We start from the raw sequence: 17,048 nt of genomic DNA on the forward strand, positions 1-17,048 counted from the left end.
CTCGCCTTAGTGGGCGGTCATCAATGATTGGTTGACCGTAAAGGCGGCCTCTGTTTTCTCTTTTACCTCTTCAATGGTCACTCCGTCCTGCAGTTCGACAAGCTCCATCGCACCACCCGCAAAATCAAAGACGGCAAGATCTGTAATGAGGCGGTTGACTACATGCTTCCCTGTCAGCGGAAGGCTGCATTCCTTTTTCACCTTGGATTCGCCGTATTTGTTCACATGCTCCATAATCACAATGATTCTTTTGGCGCCGTTTACAAGGTCCATGGCGCCGCCCATTCCTTTTACCATTTTCCCAGGGATCATCCAGTTGGCAAGGTCACCCTGTTCAGAAACCTCCATTCCACCGAGAATGGCGAGGTCAATATGCCCTCCGCGGATCATGGCGAAGGATTCGGCACTGTCGAAGTAGGAAGCTCCGGGCACACTTGTTACCGTCTCTTTTCCTGCGTTGATCAGGTCTGGATCTTCTGTTCCAGAAACCGGGTAAGGTCCGATTCCGAGGAGGCCGTTCTCTGATTGCAAAAGAACATTGTAATCATCCGGAATTTCATTAGCCACAAGCGTCGGCATTCCAATTCCAAGATTCACGTTCATTCCATCCTGAATTTCTTTCACTGCTCGCTGCACCATTTTCCTTCTGCTCTCATTCATGGTTTTGCCTCCTTCTTATGCCTGTCGCACAGTCAGGCGTTCAATGCGCTTTTCATAGTTTGTTCCAAGCAATACGTGCTGGACGTAGATGCCCGGTGTATGAATTTCGTCCGGATCTAGTTCGCCTGCTTCAACAATTTCTTCCACTTCTGCAATCGTTATTTTCCCTGCCATTGCAGCGACCGGGTTAAAATTCCTGGATGTTTTCCGGAAGACCAAATTGCCAAGTGTATCAGCTTTCCATGCTTTCACGAGGGCAAAATCACCTACAATCCCTCTTTCAAGAATATAGGTCCGGCCGTCAAAGTCCTTATGTTCTTTTCCTTCCGCGACCTTCGTTCCCACTCCGGTTGCTGTATAAAAGCCCGGGATGCCGGCACCGCCCGCTCTCATTCTTTCGGCGAGCGTACCCTGCGGAATCAGTTCCACTTCCAATTCGCCGCTTAAATACTGGCGTTCGAAAATTTTGTTTTCTCCCACATAAGAGGACATCATTTTCTTAATTTGTTTGTTTGCGAGAAGAAGCCCGAGACCCCAGTCATCCACTCCGCAGTTATTGCTGACAACTGTCAGGTCTTTGACCCCTTTATCTCTTAATGCGAGAATTGATTTTTCCGGAATGCCGCAGAGGCCGAAGCCTCCAACGACCAATGTTGCACCGTCTTCTATTTTTTCAATTGCCTGTTGGAATGAATCGAGCACTTTTCCTTTCCCCATCACTGTTCCCTCTCTTTCCCGGATGTTTTCTTATACTAGACCGAATAGACTGTAAATACCGATGATGACAAACACGGCAACTGTTTTAATGATCGTAATGGCAAAAATATCACGATAGGATTGTCTGTGAGTCAATCCGGTAACAGCAAGAAGCGTGATAACCGCTCCATTGTGAGGAAGCGTATCCATACCGCCGGAGGCCATTGAAATGACCCTGTGCATCACTTCAGGAGGAATATTAAATTTTTCAATCGCCTCAAGGTATTTATCAGACATCGCACTGAGCGCAATTCCCATACCGCCGGATGCAGAACCTGTAATACCTGCAAGTGTCGTCGTCGTAACCGCACCGTTTACGAGCGGATCTGTGAAAGTAGAAGAAATTCCGTTGCTTACTGCTTTAAATCCAGGCAATGCAGCGATAACGCCCCCGAATCCGTACTCAGCGCCTGTATTCATAGCTGCAAGCAGAGCACCGCCGATACCGGCATTCAGGCCCTCTTTAATGTTAGCGGTTACAGCTTTCCAGTCAAAAGCAATTGTCGCGACGATACCAATTAGCAGCGCCAGCTCAACAGACCAGATAGCAACAACGGACGGCAGTTCGATCTTGCCGAACGCTTCAAGGCCGATGGCTGAAAAATCAAATCCGTTCGGATACCATTTCGGAAATGAAACTGTGAAAAATTTATTCATCACACCAACCAGAATCAGCGGCACAAATGCTAAAACCTGGCGGGCAACACTCGGGTCAGTTCCAGCTGATAAGATAGCTTCTTCTTTTTCGCGGGCGATTTCAGGATCAAGTCCTGCAGCCGTCTCAGAATGAAATCCTGCATATCCTTCTCCGGCTTTTTCCGCTTTTTTGCGTCTTGATTCCAGATACCACATCCCAAGTGAGAGGACGAAGATCGCACCAATGATCCCAAGAACAGGTGCTGCATAGATATCTGTTTTGAAGAAAGTAGTCGGAATTACGTTTTGAATCTGCGGAGTACCCGGAAGGGCATCCATTGTAAAAGTAAAGGCACCGAGAGCAATCGTTCCCGGAATCAGGCGTTTTGGAATGTCCGCCTGGATGAAAAGGTTTTTCGCAAATGGATAGACGGCAAACACAACAACAAACAGACTGACGCCGCTGTACGTTAAAATCGCACCCATCAGAACGATTGCAAGAATCGCTCTCTTCGCACCGACAAGTTTGACAATCGTCTTGGCAATCGATTCAGCAAGGCCTGACATTTCAACCACTTTCCCGAATATTGCCCCAAGCAGGAAGACAGGAAAGTAAAGTTTAATGAATCCGACCATTTTTTCCATAAACACATTGGAGAAAAACGGAAGGACATAACTCGGATCTGTCAGCAGCACGGCAAACAGTGCACAGATCGGAGCAAACAAAATAACCGAAAATCCCCGATAAGCCACAAACATCAATAAACTCAGTGACAATAAAATAATAATGATTTCCACAAACATCCCCCTTAACCTAAGTGTTCTCCTGCATAAGCAGCTCATTTAATGGTAAGCGCTTACAATTCGGGTACCCCTTCCCGCTTTCGCCTTCCATCTAAATGACCGCCTCACAGTAATTACTTGCAAGTTACGTGCCAACATGGCTTTTCCAAATAAAAAGTTCGGAAAATCGACTTAAATTCAGTGAGGGCTTGGTTTGCCTGATTTCAAAAAACAGAAAATTCAATTTTAAAAAGCTGGGTTTTTCCGCAATCTCGGAAATAGAACTCATTCCATTCCGGTATAGCGGAATATTCCGGATATGCGGAATGGGCTTTTATTAAGCATTATTTACCTGCTCCGATTTATAAGGATGCATTTCTCTCTTTTGCTACCCCATATTTCACCCGCACCATTTTATAAGAATGCATTTTCTCCTTTTGCTACCCTATATTTCACCCGCTACGATTTATAGGATTACATTTTCTTCCTTTGCTACCCTATATTTCACCCTCTCCATTTTATAAGAATGCATTTTCTTCTTTTACTCCCCCATATTTCACCCGCTCTGTTTTATAGGGTTACATTTTATCTTTTTGCTACCCCATATTTCATCTGCTCCGTTTTATAAGAATGCATTTTCTTCTTTTGCTGCCCTATATTTCACCCGCTACGATTTATAGGGTTACATTTTCTCTTTTTGCTACCCATATTTCATCTGCTCCGTTTTATAAAGAAGCATTTTCTCTTTTTGCTACCCCATATTTCATCTGCTCCGTTTTATAAGGATGCATTTTCTTCTTTTGCTACCCCATAATTCACCCGCTCCTTTTTATAGGTACGCATCCCCTGTAATAACCAGCCTTTTTCACCCCTTCTCCCAAAATCAAAAAAACCGCTCCCAACCGGAAGCGGTTTTTTCTATCTATCAGCATTGAGACACTTTTGATTTTAATGGCAGATCCAGTGCGACCAGATCCTGATACGTTTCTCTTTTAATGACAAGCTGTGCTTCTCCATTTTCTGCGAAAACAACCGGTGGACGCGGGATGCGGTTGTAGTTGTTTGCCATGGAGTATCCGTATGCGCCTGTGCAGAAGACTGCAAGCAGATCATCTGGATTTGCTTGCGGCAGTGGAAGATCCCAAATGAGCATATCTCCGCTCTCACAGCATTTTCCGGCGATGGAAACCGAGTCATCTTTAGGGTCATTCATCCGGTTCGCAAGGGCTGCTTCGTATTTTGCCTGGTAAAGAGCGGGACGGATGTTGTCGCTCATGCCGCCGTCGACTGAGACATATTTGCGGACATTCGGCACCACTTTTTCTGAGCCGATGGAATAAATCGTTGTGCCTGCGTCACCTACAAGTGAACGGCCCGGTTCAATCCAGATCTCAGGCATGGCAATGCCGCTTTCCTTCACCTGCTGTTTGATGCTTTCAACGATTTTTTCAACATAATATGTGGCAGGCATCGGCTCATCTTCTTCAGTGTAGCGGATTCCGAATCCGCCGCCGAGATTGACCACTTTCGGTTCGTACTGGAACGTTTCTTTCCAGTACGTCACTTTAGTGAAGATTTTTTCAGCAGCGAGAACGAAGCCCGTTGCATCGAAGATCTGTGAACCAATGTGGCAGTGATAGCCGAGAAGGTCGAATGCATCTGATGAAAGAACACTTTCCATCGCGCGTTCTACCTGGCCGTTTTGAAGGTCAAAGCCAAATTTTGAATCTTCCTGGCCGGTCGTAATATAGTCATGTGTATGCGCTTCAACGCCTGGAGTAACCCTCAATAGAACGGGCACTGTCGTTTTTTCCTGGGCGGCAATCTCTTTGATAAGCTCGATTTCTCTGAAATTGTCAACAACGACGCAGCCTATATTCAGCTTAATCGCCATTTCAAGCTCTGCTCTGCTTTTATTATTGCCGTGGAAATGAATTCTGTCTGCAGGAAAGCCTGCTGTTACAGCTGTGTAAAGCTCTCCGCCTGATACCACGTCAAGGGAAAGGCCTTCTTCTTCCACAAGCTGAAACATGGCAACGGAGGAGAACGCTTTGCTTGCATAGGCAACCTGCGCCTTTACGCCAAGCTTTTCAAATGTATGTTTAAAGCTTCTCGCACGTTCGCGAATAAGCGCGACATCGTAAATATAAAGAGGTGTACCGTATTTTGATGCGAGCTCTGCTGCATCTACTCCCCCAATTTCAAGGTGATTCTGCTCGTTGACTTTGCTGCTTCCATGTAAGAACAATTTAGCATCCCTCTTTCATTCCGTAAAAGGACAAAAGAACAGCTGCTACCTTTTGGGTGAACAGCTGTTCCGCACTTCTGGTCCTTCAGGTAAATTAAGCTTACAATATCACAAAATCCATGCACTTTCAATCCTTTTAGCGCGGCTGTTTCCTGATATTCTGGGGGTGTACGATGCTTGGTCTGACCTTTGCCCCGGGCACCGATGTCCGGATAAAAACCTGCCACAGAGCTTTTGCATTAAATGGGAGGAACGGCCACAAATATGGCGTGTTCAACGATCTGATGCTCGCCAAGTATAAGAAAATCAAGGTAGTCCCGACGACAAGTCCTTCTGCGTGAAAGAGTGCAACTGCCACAAGGAGCACCAGCCTGACCATTTTGTTGGCAATGCTCAGCTCATAACTTGGTGTTGCGAACGTTCCGATGGCAGCAATCGCTACATATAGAATGACTTCAGGAACAAAAAGTCCGACATCAATGGCAATCTGTCCGATCAGAGCTGCCGCAATCAAGCCCATGGCGACGGACAATGCTGTCGGCGTATGAATGGCCGCCATTCTTAAGAATTCGATGCCGAGATCAGCGAGAAACAGCTGTACGACAATTGGAATGTTCTTCTTTTCATTTGGTCCGATATAGTCTATCGCTTCAGGCAAAAGTGACGGCTCCAATACGTATGCAAACCACAGCGGGACGATAAATATCGATCCTATGATGCCGAGAAACCTCACCCATCTTAAAAATGTCCCGACAGCAGGGGCCTGGCGGTATTCCTCCGCGTGCTGAACATGGTGAAAGTACGTGGTTGGCGTAATGATCACACTTGGAGATGTATCAACAATAATTAATACATGTCCTTCAAGCAAATGATTGGCCGCAACATCAGCCCGCTCTGTGTACCTGACAAGCGGAAACGGATTATATCCCTGTTTCACCAGGAATTCTTCCACCGTTTTGTCTGACATCGTAAGTCCGTCTATCTTAATGGTCTCAAGCTCTTTTTTTACCACTTCAACCATATCGGGGTCTGCAACATCTTCTATGTAGCACAGGCACACATCGGTTTTTGAGCGTTCACCGATTTTCATCATTGAAAACCGCAAGCCTTCATCCCGGATTCTTCTGCGCATCAAAGCAGTGTTCACAATGATATTTTCAACAAAACCGTCTCTTGAACCCCGGACCACTTTTTCTGTATCCGGTTCTTCAGGGTTTCTGCCGGGATAGCTCCGCACATCAACGACGATTCCGTAATCAAAGCCTTCAATCATGAAGACAACTAATCCTGAAAGGACCTGATCTACTGCTTCATCCATGGTTTTAAGCTTTTGCACCTGCTGATGGGCAAGCCTGTTTTCAATGATTTCATTGACTTTCATCCGTTCAAACTCAAAGTCATTGATTTCAACGAGTTCTTTTAAAATCGGAATCAGAAAAGAAGTATCACAAAGGCCTGTCACGTAGTACATATTGACCTCTACGCCCAGGACATAAATTTTCCGGACTCCAAGGTCAAAGCTTTGATTTAGCCCAACATGGTTTTTAAAATAGTTTTCATTGACGGATAGTTTAGATGAAATTTTGGTCTTCTGTTCTGATTTTTTTTCGCTCATCTGCCATTCCGCTCCTTTCCAGGATTAATTCAACTGCTTTCATGGTTATTGGAGAGCCCCGGTCAACGCTGTCTTTGCGGGACATTTTCCCGATGTCTCCGATCCCCACAATAATCGGCACATTCAGTCTGTCCAGACAATAGACGGTGTCTCCCGTCATTTTTCCAACTTCAAATTCTCTTATGCCGCTTTTATCGACCCCATATTCGGAAATCTGTCCGTCCCGGTCGATGGATACATCAATATTCGTCCATTCGGACCCGTGCGTCTTGGCTGCAACGGCGATGACCCCAAGCACTTCAATTTGAGGATGCTCCGCTACATGCATAAGCGCTCTTTCACCCGGACCTTCTTCTAAAAGACCGCAATCATCAAACATGACAAAGACAGGGTCATATGGGGTTTTTAAGATTAGCTTCACAATTTCAGGACCTGTCAAAAAAGTGGGATTCCCTTTGGACTGGGAAATGCATCTGCCGCCGACTTTCTTTGCCGCATAAGCAATCGTTTTGGCCGCATATACATCTCCATCTGTCACGATAATGACCCTTCTTGTCTCTGTCATAGGATGATCTTATCCTTTCGGCTTAAAAATAAGTGCCACGAAAAATGCAAACACGATAGCAGCGGAGATCCCGGCAGATGTCAGTTCGAAAATACCGATTCCAATCCCGATAATGCCGTGTTCCTCTGCCTGCTTCATTGCCCCGTGCAATAGAGAATGACCGAAGCTTGTAATCGGAACGGTGGCGCCTGCCCCTGCAAATTTTATAAAATTATCATAAATGCCAAAGCCGTCAAGAATGGCACCTGACACAACGAACGTACTCATAACATGTGCCGGTGTAAGCTTTGCAAAATCAAGCAAAATCTGGCCGATGACACATATAGCCCCGCCAACTGCAAACGCAATTAAGTATTCCATGTATTGTTCCCACCCCTGTCCACTCTCTCGAAAACAACTGCATGAGCAATTGTCGGAATGGATTCTTTTTGCTGAATCATCGTCGGGCTTAAAAGAGCACCCGTTGCAACCACCATCACTTTTTTCAAATTGCCGTTTCTCATTTCGTCAAAAAGATGGCTGTACGTGACAACAGCCGAACATCCGCAGCCGCTGCCCCCTGCAAACACGTTCTGGTCAGGCCGGTATATCATAATGCCGCAGTCGTTATGATTGGCATAGACGTCAAATCCTTCTTCTTTTAAAAGATCTTTCACAATCGGGCTTCCGACAGAAGCCAGGTCGCCTGTTGCAATCAAGTCATACTCGTCCGGAGATATCTGCAAATCCTTAAAATGCTGTGCAATGGTATCCGCAGCTGCAGGCGCCATAGCAGAACCCATATCAAAAGGATCCGTTATTCCAAGGTCCGCCACACTGCCGATGGTCGCTGACGTAATTCTGATGTCACTCTCGTCGCGGCTGACAATGACAGCTCCTGAACCGGATATTGTGGACTGAGCTGTTTTCGGCTTTTGACCGCCATATTCGGTAGGATACCTGAATTGCCGTTCTGCTGTAGCGTTGTGGCTGCTCGTAGCAGCCAACACCCTGTTTGCAAATCCCCCGTCAACTAGGGCCGAACTCACAGCCAGCGTTTCCATGGAGGTTGAGCATGCTCCAAACATGCAGAGAAAAGGAATCTTGTTATGCCTTGCTGTATAGTTTGCTGTCACGTTCTGATTCAGGAGATCTCCTGCAAGGAAAAAATCAATATCTTCCTTTGTGAAATTTCCTTTCTTCAGGGCAAAATCGATCGCATCCTCCATCAGCCGCCGTTCTGCAAGCTCCCAGTTATCCTCATCGCAGTGGAGATTATCATATGTTTTATCAAATCCGCTGCCGAGCGGACCATCTGCTTCTTTTGGCCCGACAGCTGTTCCGCTTGACTGAACATAAACAGGATTTTCAAAAACCCACGTCTGCTTCCCGGTTAATCTCATTTTTTATAGCCCCTCCTTCTTTTTAAAATGCCAGTCCGTAAACATATCTGATAATCCCTACCACGTATGCTGCCACTACACCGAATACAATGACCGAACCTGCAAGCTTAAACATGTTTGTCGCAACTCCGAGCACAATCCCTTCACTTCTGTGCTCAAGAGCTGCACTTGTCATAGAATTAGCAAAGCCGGTAACAGGTACGGCTGAACCTGCCCCTGCAAACTGGCCGATTCTGTCGTAGATGCCAAAACCCGTAAGGAGAGCTGAAATTAATATAAGTGTTGCGACCGTAGGGTTTCCGGCGGTTTTTTCCGTAAAATGAAAGAAGTTTATATACATGTTTGAGATGGCCTGGCCAAACGCGCATATCAGCCCTCCCACAATGAAAGCCTTGAGACAGTTTTTGAAATATGGCGGCTTCGGCTGATACGTCTTTACCTTATTTTTATAATCGTCCTTTAAATTTGCCATGTTTTCTCCTCCCGGAATTATTGATAGACGAAATAGAGCCAGTGAAACAGAGACCCTGCAACTTTTCCAAACACAATCGCCATTAAGAGAATGACAATCTTGTCGGCAATCCCGATTCTTTTAGCGAGAATCGGAAAGACATTCAGCACTTCAGTAAGCGCTGCGGCAAGCATGCCGATGAAAATTCCATTGATTAAGCCAACGGGTAAAAGGAAAAATTCGGGCAAGAACAGTTTTGAATCCCTTAAGCTGACCCATCCCCCTGTAATAGCCCCTGCTACAATGGCCCACTCATATGCCTGAATCATATCGACGGTTTTCGTCAGCTGCGTGAGCCGGGGGATGATTCCGAGCACCGCTAAAAATGCTACGAACCCCGATCCTACAGCAAGCCCCCCTGCGAGCCCGATCAGCATCGTGATCAGAAGGTTAATGATCATCGATTTTTTTCATGCTTTCTTTGTTTTCTTTCATGGATACATACATATCCATGTCGAGCTGATAATTGAACATCTCGACCTCAAGCGGACTTGGCTCTTCATTAATTCTCTTTTTAAAGAGATGATTGAAAAACAGAATCATCCCAAGACCGAGTCCGATTGAATATGGGATTTGCAGAAGAAGCGGATGCTCAGACGTTTTTCCGGTAATAATCGTATACAGCCGTTTATGCACAAGCTGCATGCTGACATCTTCATGAAAATTCATAATCGCAAGCGCTGCTCCGACAAAGAGCAGAATCCAGACAAGCGCGAACAAAACAGGCGAATACGATTTTTTCTGAAACACAATCTCCACAATTGTCTGCGCAGGCCCCACAGCTTGAACATCAATATCCGGATCTGTCTTATGTACCTCTGCAAGCACCCGCATGACATCGATCACGACGATATTCTTATCACTCGGCTGCACCCTGTGAACAACAAGTTCAGAAATCCGGGTCCGGAGCTCCTCTTCAGCCACAATCTGAGCAATTTTTGAGACGGTAATACAATCGTCAGGGCGGACCTGCACTCTGTGACGCAGCCGGATGTATACCGTTTTTTCCATCACATTCACTTCCTGAAAATAGGATTGTACCTGTAGTATGCATTGGAAGAATTTATATCATGCAACTTGCAGCGGGCCATTAATTACCAAAGGAGTTTTTATTAAGGGGATACTCGGGGATTTGCGGGAGAATGTCGCTCACGGGGAATTCGTGATGCGATTTAAAGGAAAATCGATTTAGATTTGAAATACAGCTTCAAATAAGCGATCAATTGCCCGATCCTGTGCTTCTGGCAGTCTGACAGCAATCAAACTTTTGCTTTTACTACCAGCTTTTCCGGATTTACTGCCAACTTCTCTGCTGCAACTACCAACTTTCGTAAAATTACAACCAACTTTTCCAGCTTTACTACCAACCCTCAAAATCCGGCTATCGTTCACAGCCTGCTGCAAACCAAACCTCAATCCATCCCGCTTAGTATTTTCCGCAAACTCAAAAAAGACACATCGCATGATATGTCTTTTTGAACAATTATTGATCCATCCGGTCTTTCATTTGCTGGAGGATCTTTTTTTCGAGCCTTGATACCTGCACCTGCGAGATGCCGAGGCGTTCGGCGACTTCTGATTGAGTCTGGTCTTTGTAGTATCTGAGATACACGATCAGCTTTTCCCTCTCATCAAGTTCTTTTATGGCATCTTTCAGGACGATTTTGTCAAACCACTTCGTCTCGCCCGAGTCAGCGATTTGATCGAGCAGGGTGATTGGGTCGCCATCGTTTTCGTAGACGGTTTCGTGGATGGAGGATGGCGCGCGTACGGCTTCCTGTGCAAGAACGACTTCTTCGGGTGTGATCTCAAGGTAGTCTGCGATCTCAGATACAGTAGGCATTTTGCCGAGCGATTTTGATAAATCATCTTTTGCTCTTCTGATTTTGTTGCCCAGTTCTTTTAGAGAGCGGCTCACCTTTACTGTGCCGTCATCCCGGATAAAGCGCTGAATTTCGCCGATAATCATCGGAACCGCATAGGTTGAAAATTTAACGTCGTAGGACAGGTCAAATTTGTCAACCGATTTTAAAAGGCCGATGCAGCCGATCTGAAACAGGTCATCTGCTTCATAGCCCCTGTTCAGGAATCTTTGAACGACAGACCACACTAAGCGCATGTTTTTTTCGACAATCGTGTCTCTTGCCGTCTGGTCGCCATCCTGGCTGCGTTTGATCAGTTCCTTCACTTCATGGTCCTTAAGCTGAGTTTTTGAGATATCGTTCTTGACCTCCACATCCATAGCAAGTCTCCTTAGTTTACTAAAGCTTTGCTTTTCGATAAGTGTTTTGTAAGCTTTACCGATGTTCCGCGGGATTTTGACGATTCAATTTCCACTTCATCCATGAAGTTCTCCATGATGGTAAAGCCCATTCCTGACCGTTCAAGTTCCGGCTTAGTTGTATAAAGAGGCTGTCTTGCTTCTTCTACATCGCTGATTCCCATTCCCTCATCGCGGATGGACAGTGTGACTATGCTGTCTTCGAGTGTGACAGAAATATAGACAATTCCGCTTGGATCGTTGTCATAGCCGTGAATGATGGCGTTTGTCACCGCCTCGGATACGACCGTTTTGATTTCAGTCAGTTCATCAAGTGTCGGATCGAGCTGGGCAATAAATGCCGCAACTGTCACCCGGGCAAAGGATTCGTTCTGGCTGAGCGCGGAAAATTGAAGGTTCATCTCATTTCTCATGATGCCACCCCCAATGTAACGAGCGCTCTTTCTTCAGACGACTCCAGGCGGATGATTTTAAACAGGCCTGACATATCAAACAGGCGTTTGACTGCAGGCGATATGGCACAGACGACCATTTCCCCGCCGATTTGCTTCACTTGTTTGTATCTTCCTAAAATGACGCCAAGCCCTGAACTGTCCATAAATGACAGGTGCTCAAGGTTCAGTACGATATGCTGAACGTTTTCAGATGCAAGAATGTCTGTCACCTTCTGGCGCAGTTCCTCCGCAGTATGATGATCGAGTTCACCGATCAGACGAATGCACAGGACAGATTGTTTGACATCAAGCTCTACTGCTAGACTCATCCCTATTCCTCCCTAAATTCCGGATATAGTCAGTTTCGAGGTTTTGACGCTTTTTTCCTGCCCTGTGACAAAACTAGTGCCTATTCGCCAACATTAGCCAGTTTCTGTTTTCAGCCTGATTTCGTAAAGTCTGAGAGTACGCGTTTAAAGAGTGTCCACCAGCCGGCCTGCTGAATATCGCCTTCTGCTACAAGCGGGCTTTCAACAACGGTTTTGCTGTCTTTTTTAAGAATCAATTTTCCAAGCTCATCGCCTTTTTTAAGCGGCGCCTGAAGATTTTGCTTCATGACAACTTCCTGAGTGACATCTTTTACACTTCCGCCTTTTTTCGTCAGTACTGAAATCGGTTCAGATGTGACAAGATTTAAGGTTTTACTGTCGCCTTTGCTGATCTTCATTTTTGCAACGACTTCGTTCCGTTTGAACAGAGGGTGCGTTTCATATTGGCTGAATGCGTAATCAAGCATTTTTGTCACTTGTGCATTTCTGTCTTTTGGAGTCGGCGCTCCCATGACAACGGCAATGACACGCATGTTGTCTTTTTTGGCAGTGGCCGTCAGGCAGTATTTTGCTTCATTCGTAAAGCCTGTTTTCACGCCGTCGACGCCTTTATAGAACTTTACAAGACGGTTTGTGTTAACGAGCCAGAATTTTTTATCGGTATCCTCGCGAAGATAATCTTCGTAAGACCCTGTGTATTGGGTAATTTTTTCAAATTTCAGCAGTTCTTTCGCCATAACGGCCATATCATGAGCTGTGCTGTAATGGCCTTTTTCAGGCAGACCTGTCGGGTTTTGAAAAGCCGTATTTTTAAGTCCCAGTGCTTTAACACGTTTGTTCATTTTTTTAACAAAAGCATCTTCAGAGCCTGCAATGCGCTCGGCCATGGCAACCGATGCATCATTTCCTGATGCGATGGCGATGCCTTTAAGCATTTCATGAACGGTCATCTCTTCTCCCGGTTCAAGGAAGATTTGAGATCCGCCCATGGAAGCCGCATATTCGCTTGTACGGACTTTTTCGTCCATTTTAAGCTGTCCTTTATCAATCTCTTCCATAATCAGCAGCATGGTCATAATTTTTGTCATGCTCGCTGGAGGAAGCTTTTCATCACTGTTTTTATCATAGAGAATGTTGCCGGTGTCGCGTTCGATCAGTACAGCCGATTTTGCTTTATCCGCAAGCTGGACTGAGCCTTCTTCTGCAAAAGCAGGTGTTGCAATGGTCAATATCATGGTGCTGAGCACTGCGGTTGATAGTAGACGTTTCATCTCCAAGCCCTCCATTCATATACTTCCCATTTTTTCCATGTGATGAAAAAATATACTTATGGACACCAAAATTTTTGCATGCAAAAAGCCGGGAGTTCATCCCGGCTCTGGCTGTTCTTATTCTTTTACTGTATCATGCACAAGCGGCGGTGCTTCCACTGCCTGCTGTGACACTTTGATGCTCTCATAAAGCTTTGCTTTTACTTGCTCCACATCTTCCTGGTTGCTGTAAATAGTCACTAGAGAATCGCCTTTTTTGACGGCCTCTCCAATTTTTTTGTTCAGCATCAGACCGACTGCAAGGTCAATTTCAGATTCTTTCGTAGCGCGTCCCGCTCCAAGCCACATCGCTGCAACTCCTACAGAATCTGCTACGATTTCAGACACATAGCCGTCTTCTTTTGCCGGAAGTTCAACTTTGTATTTTGCCTGCGGCAATTTGCTTGGGTCATCAACCACTGAACCGTCTCCGCCCTGTGCTTCAAGGAATACTTTCAGCGTTTCAAGAGCTTTTCCGTTTTGAATCACTTCTTCAAGCATACTGCGCGCCTCTTCAAGGGATGATGCTTTTTCTGCAAGGAACACCATGTAGCTTCCAAGCGTTAAGCACAGCTCGTGAAGATCTTCCGGACCTTCGCCTTTTAATGTATCAATCGCCTCTTTGATTTCAAGTGCGTTTCCGATCGCGTAGCCAAGCGGCTGGCTCATATCAGAAATAACGGCCATCGTTTTGCGTCCGACTGCATTTCCGATCTCAACCATTGCCTGTGCAAGTTCTCTTGCATCATCAAGGTCTTTCATAAATGCGCCAGCGCCAGTTTTTACATCAAGAACAATGGCATCTGCACCTGCTGCAATTTTTTTGCTCATAATAGAGCTTGCAATCAGCGGAATGCTGTCAACTGTTGCTGTTACGTCACGAAGAGCATAAAGCTTTTTATCAGCAGGAGTTAAGTTGCCGCTCTGGCCGATAACCGCGATTTTGTTTTGGTTTACAAGCTTAATGAACTCTTCATTTTCAATCTCAACATGGAAGCCAGGTACGGCTTCAAGTTTATCGATCGTTCCGCCTGTGTGGCCAAGGCCGCGTCCTGACATTTTCGCAACAGGAACTCCGACTGCAGCTACAAGGGGTCCAAGAACAAGTGTCGTTGTATCGCCGACTCCGCCTGTGCTGTGCTTATCAACCTTGATGCCTTCAATCTTGCTTAGGTCGATCGTGTCGCCTGAATGAACCATTTCCATTGTCAGGTTTGCGCGCTCTTCTTTTGTCATGCCTTTAAAAAAGATGGCCATTGTAAGAGCACTGATTTGATAATCAGGAATGTCTCCGTTTGTATAGCCTTTAATGATAAAGCTGATTTCTTCTTTTGTCAGTTCTTTTCCGTCACGTTTTTTTTCAATTAAGTCAACGATTCTCATTTTTTCTCCACCCCGCTGTGAATATCTTCAACGATTTTCTTCACTAGATTCAGGAAGTTCGTTTTTACCTTTTCTGTTGTTTCCATTACTTCATCATGTGAAAGCGGCTGGTCCAGAATACCGGCAGCCATGTTTGAAATACAGGAAATGCCAAGCACGTTCATGCCTGCATGATTGGCTACAATGACTTCAGGCACAGTTGACATGCCGACTGCGTCTCCGCCAAGGACACGTGCCAGGCGAACCTCTGCCGGTGTTTCATATGCAGGTCCCGTATTTCCGACATACACGCCTTCCTGCACGTTAATGCCAAGCTCTGAAGCCGCATTCTTTGCAAGAGTTCTTAGGTCGCGGCTGTATGCCTGGGACATGTCAGGAAAACGCACGCCGAGGTCTGAATCATTTGGTCCAATTAACGGGCTTGTTCCCATATTATTAATATGGTCAGAAATGATCATTAAATCACCCGGTTCAAACGATTCATTCACTCCGCCTGCTGCATTCGTGACGATAATCGTTTTTACGCCCATTTCCTTAAGTACACGGACAGGGAACGTCACTTTTTTCATGTCGTAGCCTTCGTAAAAGTGGAAACGGCCCTGCATGGCAGCAACGTTTGCTCCTTTAAGCGTTCCGAATACAAGCTGTCCGGCATGGCCCTCAACAGTGGATACCGGGAAATTTGGAATGTCCTCATATGGAATTTTAACCGGATTCTCAATTTCATCCGCCAGTACACCAAGACCAGATCCAAGGATCAGACCGATTTCAGGCAGGTTTGTTACTTTTTCCTTCATGAACTCTGCAGACTGTTTGATTTCTTGCAGCATGTCTCGTTCCCCCTTTAGTTTTTCAATTCGCTCAAAAAGCTTTTGCCGTGCTTTGGCATCGTCACTTTAAAGTTGTCGGCAATCGTTGCGCCGATATCAGCAAATGTTTCGCGGACAGGCAGTTCCGTGCCCTGCTTCATGCGCGGGCTGTACGCCAGAAGCGGAACATACTCACGTGTATGGTCTGTCCCGTGATGAACAGGGTCATTTCCGTGATCAGCCGTAATGATAAGCAGGTCATCTTCATTTAATTTGGACATTAATTCAGGCAGACGTGCATCGTACTCTTCAAGCGCGAGGCCGTATCCTTCAGGATCTCTTCTGTGCCCGAACAGCGCATCAAAATCAACCAGGTTTACAAAGCTTAGGCCTGTAAAATCACGGTCGGCTGTCTCAGCAATCTTGTCCATTCCGTCCATATTCGATTTCGTGCGCAGCGCGTCTGTAATGCCTTCTCCGTCATAAATATCCGAAATTTTGCCGATGGCAATAACGTCGAGCCCGCCGTCCTGAAGCTCATTCATGACTGTGCGCTCAAATGGTTTCAGTGCATAGTCGTGGCGGTTTGCCGTACGCTTGAAGTTCCCCGGATTCCCGACAAAAGGACGGGCAATGACGCGTCCGACCATGTACTTTTCATCAAGGGTCATCTCGCGTGCCATTTCACAGATCTTAAGCTGCTCTTCAATCGGAATGATGTCCTCATGAGCCGCAATCTGAAGAACCGAATCCGCAGATGTATAAACGATCAGCGCTCCGGTTTTCATATGCTCTTCGCCAAGCTCATCCAGAATCTCCGTTCCTGATGCAGGTTTGTTTCCAATTACTTTTCTGCCTGTTTTTTCTTCAATAGCAGAAATCAGTTCATCAGGAAAACCGTCCGGAAACACTTTAAACGGTGTATCAATATGAAGGCCCATGATTTCCCAGTGACCTGTCATCGTATCCTTTCCGTTTGAAGCTTCCTTCATTTTTGTATAGAATGCCTGCGGTTTTTCCTGAACAGGAATTCCTTCAATTTCTTCTATGTTGCTCAGTCCAAGCTTTGCCATGTTCGGCATGTTAAGGCCTTTCATATGCTCTGCAATGTGGCCGAGTGTGTGTGAGCCTTTGTCGCCGAAATCAGCTGCATCCGGCGCTTCCCCGATGCCGACTGAATCCATGACGATCAGAAACACTCTTTTATATGTATAATCAGACATGTAGATCCTCCTTATGACTTAAAGTTGCTCTTTACTACCATTTCCCAATCGATGAAGATTGATTTACGCGTTTTCATTGGTCAGAAGTCTGACATCTAAAGTATAAACCGTTTTCACGGATTC

Annotated in this window: 19 protein-coding genes; all 19 read right to left on the minus strand. The window is 45.8% G+C overall.

The genetic code is table 11. From position 1 onward, the window contains the following. Positions 1-6 precede the first annotated feature (6 nt). Entirely contained in the window at positions 7-660 is a 654-nt protein-coding gene (locus tag JOJ89_RS13200; RefSeq protein ID WP_203287755.1) for a CoA transferase subunit B, read from the minus strand. A gap of 15 nt (positions 661-675) precedes the next feature. After that, positions 676-1,377: a CoA transferase subunit A gene (locus tag JOJ89_RS13205; protein ID WP_203287757.1), complete on the minus strand. Its 702-nt coding sequence runs from the start codon at positions 1,375-1,377 to the stop codon at positions 676-678. A gap of 30 nt (positions 1,378-1,407) precedes the next feature. Next, positions 1,408-2,850, minus strand: a complete 1,443-nt coding sequence (locus JOJ89_RS13210; RefSeq protein ID WP_029280099.1) for a GntP family permease — start codon at positions 2,848-2,850, stop codon at positions 1,408-1,410. Positions 2,851-3,760: 910 nt separating this feature from the next. Beyond that, positions 3,761-5,083: a diaminopimelate decarboxylase gene (lysA, locus tag JOJ89_RS13215; RefSeq protein ID WP_029280097.1), complete on the minus strand. Its 1,323-nt coding sequence runs from the start codon at positions 5,081-5,083 to the stop codon at positions 3,761-3,763. A 136-nt stretch (positions 5,084-5,219) separates the two neighbouring features. Continuing rightward, positions 5,220-6,698 (minus strand): spore germination protein, encoded by a 1,479-nt coding sequence (locus JOJ89_RS13220; protein WP_029280095.1) that lies wholly within the window; start codon positions 6,696-6,698, stop codon positions 5,220-5,222. Further along, the gene (spoVAEA, locus tag JOJ89_RS13225; protein WP_029280093.1) at positions 6,655-7,263 is read right to left on the minus strand and encodes a stage V sporulation protein SpoVABEA; all 609 of its coding nucleotides are present in this window, start codon (positions 7,261-7,263) and stop codon (positions 6,655-6,657) included. The genes JOJ89_RS13220 and spoVAEA overlap by 44 nt, the downstream gene beginning before the upstream one ends. Positions 7,264-7,272: 9 nt before the next feature. Continuing rightward, a complete protein-coding gene (gene spoVAE / locus JOJ89_RS13230; protein ID WP_029280091.1) occupies positions 7,273-7,623 on the minus strand; it encodes a stage V sporulation protein AE in 351 nt (116 codons plus the stop codon). Continuing rightward, entirely contained in the window at positions 7,611-8,645 is a 1,035-nt protein-coding gene (gene spoVAD, locus JOJ89_RS13235) for a stage V sporulation protein AD (protein WP_029280089.1), read from the minus strand. Before spoVAD ends, spoVAE begins: the two co-directional genes overlap by 13 nt. A 22-nt stretch (positions 8,646-8,667) precedes the next feature. Continuing rightward, positions 8,668-9,117 carry a stage V sporulation protein AC gene (gene spoVAC, locus JOJ89_RS13240; RefSeq protein WP_029280087.1) on the minus strand — a complete coding sequence of 150 codons (450 nt, stop codon included), beginning with the start codon at positions 9,115-9,117 and terminating at the stop codon, positions 8,668-8,670. 17 nt (positions 9,118-9,134) lie between these two features. Next, the gene (locus tag JOJ89_RS13245) at positions 9,135-9,557 is read right to left on the minus strand and encodes a stage V sporulation protein AB (RefSeq protein WP_029280085.1); all 423 of its coding nucleotides are present in this window, start codon (positions 9,555-9,557) and stop codon (positions 9,135-9,137) included. After that, positions 9,547-10,167: a stage V sporulation protein AA gene (locus tag JOJ89_RS13250; RefSeq protein ID WP_203287759.1), complete on the minus strand. Its 621-nt coding sequence runs from the start codon at positions 10,165-10,167 to the stop codon at positions 9,547-9,549. The genes JOJ89_RS13245 and JOJ89_RS13250 overlap by 11 nt, the downstream gene beginning before the upstream one ends. Positions 10,168-10,344: 177 nt before the next feature. Beyond that, positions 10,345-10,560, minus strand: a complete 216-nt coding sequence (locus JOJ89_RS13255; RefSeq protein WP_203287761.1) for a hypothetical protein — start codon at positions 10,558-10,560, stop codon at positions 10,345-10,347. A 79-nt stretch (positions 10,561-10,639) separates the two neighbouring features. Beyond that, positions 10,640-11,398: an RNA polymerase sporulation sigma factor SigF gene (gene sigF, locus JOJ89_RS13260; RefSeq protein ID WP_035206878.1), complete on the minus strand. Its 759-nt coding sequence runs from the start codon at positions 11,396-11,398 to the stop codon at positions 10,640-10,642. A gap of 11 nt (positions 11,399-11,409) precedes the next feature. After that, positions 11,410-11,850 (minus strand): anti-sigma F factor, encoded by a 441-nt coding sequence (gene spoIIAB / locus JOJ89_RS13265; RefSeq protein ID WP_029280081.1) that lies wholly within the window; start codon positions 11,848-11,850, stop codon positions 11,410-11,412. After that, positions 11,847-12,200, minus strand: a complete 354-nt coding sequence (gene spoIIAA, locus JOJ89_RS13270) for an anti-sigma F factor antagonist (RefSeq protein WP_029280080.1) — start codon at positions 12,198-12,200, stop codon at positions 11,847-11,849. The genes spoIIAB and spoIIAA overlap by 4 nt, the downstream gene beginning before the upstream one ends. Before the next feature lie 110 nt (positions 12,201-12,310). Further along, on the minus strand, positions 12,311-13,471 hold the full coding sequence (locus JOJ89_RS13275) for a D-alanyl-D-alanine carboxypeptidase family protein (RefSeq protein ID WP_029280078.1): 1,161 nt from the start codon (positions 13,469-13,471) through the stop codon (positions 12,311-12,313). 117 nt (positions 13,472-13,588) lie between these two features. After that, a complete protein-coding gene (locus JOJ89_RS13280; RefSeq protein ID WP_203287762.1) occupies positions 13,589-14,893 on the minus strand; it encodes a pyrimidine-nucleoside phosphorylase in 1,305 nt (434 codons plus the stop codon). Continuing rightward, on the minus strand, positions 14,890-15,723 hold the full coding sequence (locus JOJ89_RS13285) for a purine-nucleoside phosphorylase (protein WP_203287765.1): 834 nt from the start codon (positions 15,721-15,723) through the stop codon (positions 14,890-14,892). The genes JOJ89_RS13280 and JOJ89_RS13285 overlap by 4 nt, the downstream gene beginning before the upstream one ends. A gap of 14 nt (positions 15,724-15,737) precedes the next feature. Beyond that, positions 15,738-16,925, minus strand: coding sequence for a phosphopentomutase (deoB, locus tag JOJ89_RS13290; protein WP_203287767.1), 1,188 nt, complete (start codon positions 16,923-16,925; stop codon positions 15,738-15,740). Between the last annotated feature and the right edge of the window lie 123 nt (positions 16,926-17,048).

The organism is Metabacillus sp. cB07, assembly GCF_016839225.1.
Taxonomy (GTDB): domain Bacteria; phylum Bacillota; class Bacilli; order Bacillales; family Bacillaceae; genus Bacillus_P; species Bacillus_P indicus.